10 protein-coding genes are annotated in these 6,520 nt (G+C 60.6%); all 10 read right to left on the bottom strand.

Annotation, left to right across the window (positions count from 1 at the left end):
* Positions 1-148: 148 nt before the first annotated feature.
* Positions 149-334: a DNA gyrase inhibitor YacG gene (locus tag NWQ23_RS13820; protein WP_306166972.1), complete on the bottom strand. Its 186-nt coding sequence runs from the start codon at positions 332-334 to the stop codon at positions 149-151.
* Positions 334-1,368, bottom strand: coding sequence for a ribonuclease E/G (locus NWQ23_RS13815; RefSeq protein WP_306166971.1), 1,035 nt, complete (start codon positions 1,366-1,368; stop codon positions 334-336). The genes NWQ23_RS13820 and NWQ23_RS13815 overlap by 1 nt, the downstream gene beginning before the upstream one ends.
* Positions 1,365-1,970: a nucleoside triphosphate pyrophosphatase gene (locus NWQ23_RS13810; RefSeq protein WP_306166970.1), complete on the bottom strand. Its 606-nt coding sequence runs from the start codon at positions 1,968-1,970 to the stop codon at positions 1,365-1,367. The genes NWQ23_RS13815 and NWQ23_RS13810 overlap by 4 nt, the downstream gene beginning before the upstream one ends.
* Positions 1,971-2,052: 82 nt before the next feature.
* The gene (gene infA / locus NWQ23_RS13805) at positions 2,053-2,271 is read right to left on the bottom strand and encodes a translation initiation factor IF-1 (RefSeq protein ID WP_007205486.1); all 219 of its coding nucleotides are present in this window, start codon (positions 2,269-2,271) and stop codon (positions 2,053-2,055) included.
* 81 nt (positions 2,272-2,352) lie between these two features.
* Positions 2,353-3,237 carry a carbon-nitrogen hydrolase family protein gene (locus NWQ23_RS13800; RefSeq protein ID WP_306166964.1) on the bottom strand — a complete coding sequence of 295 codons (885 nt, stop codon included), beginning with the start codon at positions 3,235-3,237 and terminating at the stop codon, positions 2,353-2,355.
* Positions 3,234-3,821 (bottom strand): GNAT family N-acetyltransferase, encoded by a 588-nt coding sequence (locus NWQ23_RS13795; RefSeq protein WP_306166962.1) that lies wholly within the window; start codon positions 3,819-3,821, stop codon positions 3,234-3,236. The genes NWQ23_RS13800 and NWQ23_RS13795 overlap by 4 nt, the downstream gene beginning before the upstream one ends.
* Positions 3,818-4,219 carry a ketosteroid isomerase-related protein gene (locus NWQ23_RS13790; protein ID WP_306166961.1) on the bottom strand — a complete coding sequence of 134 codons (402 nt, stop codon included), beginning with the start codon at positions 4,217-4,219 and terminating at the stop codon, positions 3,818-3,820. The genes NWQ23_RS13795 and NWQ23_RS13790 overlap by 4 nt, the downstream gene beginning before the upstream one ends.
* Positions 4,212-4,694 (bottom strand): low molecular weight phosphatase family protein, encoded by a 483-nt coding sequence (locus NWQ23_RS13785; RefSeq protein ID WP_306166960.1) that lies wholly within the window; start codon positions 4,692-4,694, stop codon positions 4,212-4,214. Before NWQ23_RS13785 ends, NWQ23_RS13790 begins: the two co-directional genes overlap by 8 nt.
* A 3-nt stretch (positions 4,695-4,697) precedes the next feature.
* Entirely contained in the window at positions 4,698-5,177 is a 480-nt protein-coding gene (locus tag NWQ23_RS13780) for a UPF0262 family protein (protein ID WP_306166959.1), read from the bottom strand.
* Positions 5,174-6,484 carry a histidinol dehydrogenase gene (gene hisD, locus NWQ23_RS13775; protein WP_306166958.1) on the bottom strand — a complete coding sequence of 437 codons (1,311 nt, stop codon included), beginning with the start codon at positions 6,482-6,484 and terminating at the stop codon, positions 5,174-5,176. Before hisD ends, NWQ23_RS13780 begins: the two co-directional genes overlap by 4 nt.
* Positions 6,485-6,520: the final 36 nt, after the last annotated feature.

Here is a 6,520-nt window from a genome sequence, read left to right as displayed (position 1 = left end):
ACCACCGACACGAGGATTTTCAATCCACTGCTCTACCCCTGAGCTACCCGGGCACCGGGACGTATGCGCATCAGCGCTTCGTCGGGTAGCGGGGTTTTAGACGTGGCGGCAGAGGGTGTCCAGAGGGAAGTGCATCAAAATCATAGCTCTAATGCGGTTTGTCTCTGTCCGCCTGCTGAAGTTGGTTTTCCAGCTCTTCGGCATCGTCAGGATTGTCCGCAGGAATGGCATAGCCGCCACTGAACCAGCGCGCCAGATCAATGTCGGCGCAGCGCTTTGAACAGAAGGGCCGAAAGGCGGTTTCGGTCGCTTTATCGCAGATCGGGCAGGCCATCAAAGATCCTCTAGCAGAGCTGCCGGAAAGGGCGGGCGTTCGCGTTTGCGCTGCAACTCGAACAACCCCATCGGAGTCCAGCCGACCAGCGAGGTTTCAATCGGATCGGACTTGAAAGAGGCGCGCAGGGATTGTTCAACCTGTTTGCGGTGGGCCTTGGACATGGACACGAAATCAACAGTGATCTGTCCAGCAAGCCCGCGCACACGCAAAGCCCGAGGCAGCGCACGCGCCGCGGCCAGGTTGGCTTTGAGGGCCGCCGCAGGAGAGGTATCGTTGCCAGTGTTAACATCCACAGCGACCAAGGCGCGCGTCGGTTCCACATACATGGTCCCTTCGCCCAAAGGGACCATCGGGCTGCCAAGCTGGTGCAACTGGTCCAGCACGCCATGTTCGGCAAAGGCACCTGCCTCTGTCACAATCTCGGCAGCACCCGTCCAATCCCGCCAGGCCAGCGTATGCGGCCCGTCGCCTTCGGTCAGGGCTTCCGGCGTGCTGCCTTCGGCATCCGCAAGCACCGCATCGGCCAGCGATAGCATCGCCACGATATCCTCCGCGATTTCGGTCTCGTCCGCCCCGTCGCAAGAGGATCGCAGGATCAGCCCGTGCTGGCTGTCGAAGACCTCATGGGCAAGCGCCAAGAGTTCATCGCGGGTGTCTTCATCGGTGATCTGGCGCGAGATATTCAGGCCGGGTTTGCCGGGCGTCACAATCGCATAGCGGCTTTTGAACAGCACGCGGTCGGTGACAGGCACTGCTTTGCCCGCCTCGGAGTAGCCCGTGACCTGGACCAGCATCGCCTGACCTGGGCGCAGCCCTTTGCCTTGGCGCAGAAATGCCGTTTCGCCGTCGGGCAGGCGCAGCATCATGCCCCCCTGGCCTTTGATCGGCCGGTCGCAGATGCCGCGAAAAATCGCACCGGGGCGCGGGGCATCCAGATGATCGATCAGGATATCGTCCAGCTTGCCATCGACCAGATAGGCGGCGGCTTCGACATCTCCGATGTGGTCCAGAATGATCGTGCGGCCCTTCATGGGGTTCCCCCGTGCAATATGATGCCAGCGGCTGTGAGCAGACCCGCCGTTTCCGTCAGTGGCAGTCCGACGATACCGGTATAAGAGCCGTTGATCCATGGAATGAAAGCGCCCGCCGGTCCTTGGATCGCATAGCCGCCCGCTTTTCCCTGCCAATCGCCCGAGGCAAGGTAAGCATTCACTTCCGTGTCCGACAACTGCTTGAAGGCGACCGTGCTTTGCACGTCTTTGTGCCATATCCTGTCGCCCCGCTTCACCGCCAAGGCCGTGATCACCTTGTGGCGGCGACCCGAGAGGGCGAAAAGGAACGCTGCTGCCTCGGCTGCATCGGCAGGTTTGCCCATGATGCGCCGACCCAGCGCCACCGTCGTGTCGGCGCAGAGGACAACTTCATCATCTGCGGCTTGGACAGCCGCCACCTTTTCGGCCGCAATCCGGTTGACATAGTCGCGCGGCAATTCGCCCTTGCGCACATCCTCGTCGATATCGGGGGCACGCACCGCAAAAGGCGTCAAACCCAACTGTGCCAAAAGCTCCAGCCGCCGGGGCGAACCAGAGCCAAGGATCAGTTTCAGATCAGGATGGGGGGGCAGGGTTGTCATATTGTCAGCCGCAATCTCGCTCCGGCCCTGCCTTTGCCTTGCGGCAAGACTTTAACCGTGCGGCGCGAAGCAGGGCTTCACGCTACTTGAAGCGATAGTTGATCCGACCTTTGGTCAGATCGTAAGGTGTCATTTCGACTTGTACCTTGTCGCCAGCCAGAACCCGGATGCGGTTCTTGCGCATCTTGCCTGCCGTATGCGCGATGATCTCATGGCCGTTTTCCAGCTCGACCCGAAACGTCGCGTTTGGCAGAAGTTCTTTCACGACACCTGGGAATTCGAGCAGTTCTTCCTTGGCCATGTGATCTCCTATGTTTCACTTCCGCTGATAGATGCGGACGGCGCCTAAATGCGCCTGAACCGTGCGCTTTTCAAGGGCTAATCAGCCCAAGGGCACCTGTGTGACGGTTTTGATGCGGTCATCTTGTTCCGCCCAATGGGTGAAATTACCAACCTGACCGGTTTTGCGTGCTCCCGCGATGGCCTGCGGGTCCACATCGGCAATGACCCAGGCCGGGTCATCTGTCTGACCTTGCGCGATAATCCCGTCAGGCGGCAATCCGTGGTCTGGCGGGCAAAAGAACCCGACGCGTCCGGTGCTTTGATCAATGATTTCGCAATCGGGCACGACGCCCGTCAAAGGGGCCTGTACGATCAGGCATTGCCCTTCGATTGCGCGAGCGCGGCAGGACTGGCGTACCCGCGTTTGCCCTGCGGGGAAATCGGTACAGGACGGCACCAGAATGAGATCGGCCCCCGCTGCGACCAAGGCCCGCGCTTGCAGGGGAAATTCACTGTCATAGCAGATCAGGATGCCGATCTTGCCAAGAGAAGTTTCAAAGAGCTGCAAGTCTGTGCCGGGGGACAGATGCATCTCTTCACGCTCGTAAGGGGTCAGGATCAGCTTTTCCTGAAGCGACCAGGACCCGTCAGGCGCACAAAACGGGGCCGCATTCACCAAGCCTTGCGGGGTGGTCCACGGCAGGCTGCCGGCCACGATGTAGACGCCATACTGCTTGGCCAGATCAGCATGCAACTGGACCCAATCCGCCGCGCGATCCGCCAGATGTGCCGCCCAGGCGGGTGCGGTCTTGGGTGCGGTATCGGGCGATCCGATCAAACCGGCCTCGACCCCCGCATATTCGGGAAAGACCAGAAGGTCTGCCCCCTGGTCTGCCGCCTCGGTCACCCAAGCGGTCAGCTTTGCTGCCATCGCGTCCCACGTGTCATGCCATTGCGGGTGATAGGCTGCGGCGGCGATTTTCATAGGTTCTTTCCCCAAAACTGCATTTGCTTGGCGCTTTGCGTGGTTTCATCAATATCCTGCCACGAAAACGCGGCCTGCACACCCGTCAGCGGCATATAACCCCGTTTGCGCCAGAACGGATCAAGCGGCGCATAATCCGCAGGGCGCAGCGAATGGTCTACCGGGCGCATCACGGCACAAAAGGCGACAAAGCGCCGTCCCATCCGTCGCGCATGGGCCTCGCGGGCGTCGAAAAACGCATGTCCGATCCCTTGGCCACGATAGGCGGGCAATAGCACCGATTCCGCGCAGTAAAAGATATCGGTCAGGGCCCAGTCGCTTTGGGCAAAAGCCGCGCCAAAATCATCGGCATGATCTTCCATCGGCGTGCCGGTCGCGGCCCCGATCAACCGGTCCCCGTCGAATGCGCCCACGAGGATCGCATCCGCGCTGTCACGGTAGCTTTGCAGATAGCGGTGTTCGTAGTCGAAGGTGCCATCATAAAGATAGGGCCAGTCCCGAAAAACCGTAATCCGCAGGCGCGCCAGATCGGGCAGGGCGGCGGCCAGATCATCGCCCGTCAGAGGACGGACGCTGATGCTCATGACACCTGACGCAGCCAATCGGCCAGATTATAATAGGTGGTCACGCGGGTGATCTTGCCGTCTTTCAAGCTCATCAAAGAGGCGCCGGGCAGAACATAAGTTTGCCCCTTGGCCTCTGGCAAGCCGCTGTCGGTGGCAAGATAGGTGCCGTTCACGGTAAACTCTGCTGCGCCACGGTTACCACCTTCCGCCGAAAAGAGCACGATGTCGGTCAGGTTCTCGCGATAGCAGCGGTTCATATGCGCGCAGAATTCCGCAAAAGCGGCCTTGCCGTGGCGCACTTTGCCCTCGTTGACGTGATGGGCCACGTCATCGGAAAGTTCCGCCAGCATGGCGTCAACGTCGCCTGCGTTGAACGCATCAAAGTAGCGGCGCAATATCGGGGTTGCATCAGTCATCTATGTCACCTTGTCCGGGCCCCCAGCGGTCTGTGAGGCGTTTCATGATCTGGTCGCGGGCCTGCCGGTAAAGCGCCAGACGGTCTTCGCGGTTATCGCCCAGGCCTGTGGGGTCAAGGATCGGCCAGTATTCCACTTCAAGATGGTGGAACTGGGTCAGGTCCAGCGCGCGCCGCTGGCTGGCGGGGGACAGGGCAAGAACCAGATCGAAGGACGATAGATCATCGCCCCAATCTGCCATTTCATCGAATGACCGCGAGCGGTGGCGCGACAGTTCGACACCGATTTCTGCGCAGACGGTGACGGAAAACCCGTCAATCTCCATGTCGTTCTTGACGCCGACAGACTGGATATAACACCTTGTTCCGAATAGCTTTTTCATGATCCCTTCGGCCATGGGCGAACGGACAGAGTTGTGATCACAGCAAAACAGCACTGACTGCGGCAGGGGCTGGTATGTGCTGCCATCTGCCATTTGTCAGCCCCCGAAGTGCAAAACGCAGATGAGGGTAAACAGGCGGCGCGCCGTGTCGATATCCACATCCGCCTTGCCTTCAAGCCGCTCTTGCAGCACGCGCGCACCTTCGTTGTGGATGCCGCGGCGCGCCATGTCGATCGTCTCGATCTGGCTGGGCGGCAGGGTTTTCACTGCGTCGAAATAGCTTGCGCAAATCTGGAAGTAGTCTTTGACCACCTGCCGGAACGGTCCCAGCGAAAGGTGGAATTCTCCGGCCGGATCACCGTTTTCCTGCTTGAGATCAAACACCAGACGGCGTTCCTTGATCGACAGACCCAAGATATAAGGACCGCGCGGCACGTCGCGGTCGTCGCGCAGCGGCATCGAAAAGCTGTTGTCCTCCAACAGATCATACATGGCGACCTTGCGCTCTTGGTCGATCTCTGGCGTGGGGGGCGGCAGATTGCGGTCGTCGATCTCGATCTGGATGATCTTGCTCATGCGTCCCCCCTGTTCAAACGGTCCAGTCGTGCCCGCACGGACAGGCCATGCGCTTCAAGGCTTTCGGATATGGCAAGCCGTTCGGCGGCAGGGCCAATGGCTGCCAAAGCGTCGGGCGTCATGCGCGACAGGGTGGTGCGTTTGATGAAATCCATAACTGATAACCCGCTGGAAAACCGCGCCGACCGGGCCGTCGGCAAAACGTGATTTGGACCACCAATGTAATCGCCGATGGCTTCCGGTGTCCAACCCCCAATGAAGATCGCACCGGCGTGGGTGATCTTTTCGGAAAGCGCATCGGCATCGGCCGTGCAAAGCTCCAGATGCTCGGGCGCGATCCGGTCGGACAGGGCCACGGCCTCGTCAAAGTCCTTGACGGTAATCACCGCCCCGAAATCCCGCCAGCTTGCCCCTGCAATCGCACGGCGCTCCAGCGTTTCAAGCCGCTTGTCGACGGCGGCTGCCACCGCCTGACCAAAGCCAGCATCATCCGTGATCAGGATCGACTGCGCGCTTTCGTCGTGCTCGGCTTGGCTGAGCAGATCAAGCGCGATCCAGTCGGGGTCGTTATGCTTGTCCGCGATCACCAGAATCTCTGAGGGGCCTGCGATCATGTCGATCCCGACCTTGCCGAAAACCCGCCGTTTGGCGGCGGCGACAAAGGCATTGCCCGGCCCTGTGATCTTGTCGACAGGCGCAATCGTTTCGGTCCCGTAAGCCAGTGCCGCAATCGCCTGCGCGCCGCCGATGCGGTAAATCTCGTCCACGCCCGCAATCTTTGCCGCCATCAGCACCAGCGGGTTTGTGACCCCATCAGGCGTCGGCACGACAATCGCCAATCGGGCGACACCAGCGACCTTGGCCGGAATAGCGTTCATCAGGACCGAGGAGGGATAAGAGGCCAGCCCCCCCGGCACATAAAGCCCCGCCGCCGAAACCGGCGTCCAGCGCCAGCCCAAGGTCGCGCCTGCCTCATCGGTCCACATCGCATCTTCCGGCATCTGGCGGTTGTGATAGGCGCGGATACGGTCGGCGGCCAGTTCAAGGGCCGCACGGTCGGCGTCGCTGACCTTGGCGCATTCGGCCTCAATCTCGGCGGCACTGAACCGCATGGTTTGCGGGGTCAGGTCCAGCCGGTCAAACTTGGACGTCAGGTCCAGCACCGCCACATCACCACGCGCCCGCACATCCGCGATGATCTCCGCCACGATATGATCGACATCGGGGCTATCCTCGCGCTTGGCACCCAGAAGGGCGGTAAAACGGGCCTCGAAATCGGCATCAGATGTGGACAGAAACTGTGGCATCACGGGAACTCCTTCGGGCCACGACATAGCGGGGTG

Source organism: Yoonia sp. (genome assembly GCF_030731595.1).
In the GTDB taxonomy this organism is placed as follows: domain Bacteria; phylum Pseudomonadota; class Alphaproteobacteria; order Rhodobacterales; family Rhodobacteraceae; genus Yoonia.
Note: the sequence above shows the minus strand (reverse complement) of the source record. Positions and strands in the feature narration are given on the sequence as shown.

Coding starts and splice junctions, on each gene's coding strand:
- NWQ23_RS13795 (WP_306166962.1), bottom strand. CDS start 3,821: ATGAGCATCAGCGTCCGTCCTCTGACGGGCGATGATCTGGCCGCCGCC.
- NWQ23_RS13790 (WP_306166961.1), bottom strand. CDS start 4,219: ATGACTGATGCAACCCCGATATTGCGCCGCTACTTTGATGCGTTCAAC.
- NWQ23_RS13785 (WP_306166960.1), bottom strand. CDS start 4,694: ATGGCAGATGGCAGCACATACCAGCCCCTGCCGCAGTCAGTGCTGTTT.
- NWQ23_RS13820 (WP_306166972.1), bottom strand. CDS start 334: ATGGCCTGCCCGATCTGCGATAAAGCGACCGAAACCGCCTTTCGGCCC.
- NWQ23_RS13780 (WP_306166959.1), bottom strand. CDS start 5,177: ATGAGCAAGATCATCCAGATCGAGATCGACGACCGCAATCTGCCGCCC.
- hisD (WP_306166958.1), bottom strand. CDS start 6,484: ATGCCACAGTTTCTGTCCACATCTGATGCCGATTTCGAGGCCCGTTTT.
- NWQ23_RS13810 (WP_306166970.1), bottom strand. CDS start 1,970: ATGACAACCCTGCCCCCCCATCCTGATCTGAAACTGATCCTTGGCTCT.
- NWQ23_RS13800 (WP_306166964.1), bottom strand. CDS start 3,237: ATGAAAATCGCCGCCGCAGCCTATCACCCGCAATGGCATGACACGTGG.
- infA (WP_007205486.1), bottom strand. CDS start 2,271: ATGGCCAAGGAAGAACTGCTCGAATTCCCAGGTGTCGTGAAAGAACTT.
- NWQ23_RS13815 (WP_306166971.1), bottom strand. CDS start 1,368: ATGAAGGGCCGCACGATCATTCTGGACCACATCGGAGATGTCGAAGCC.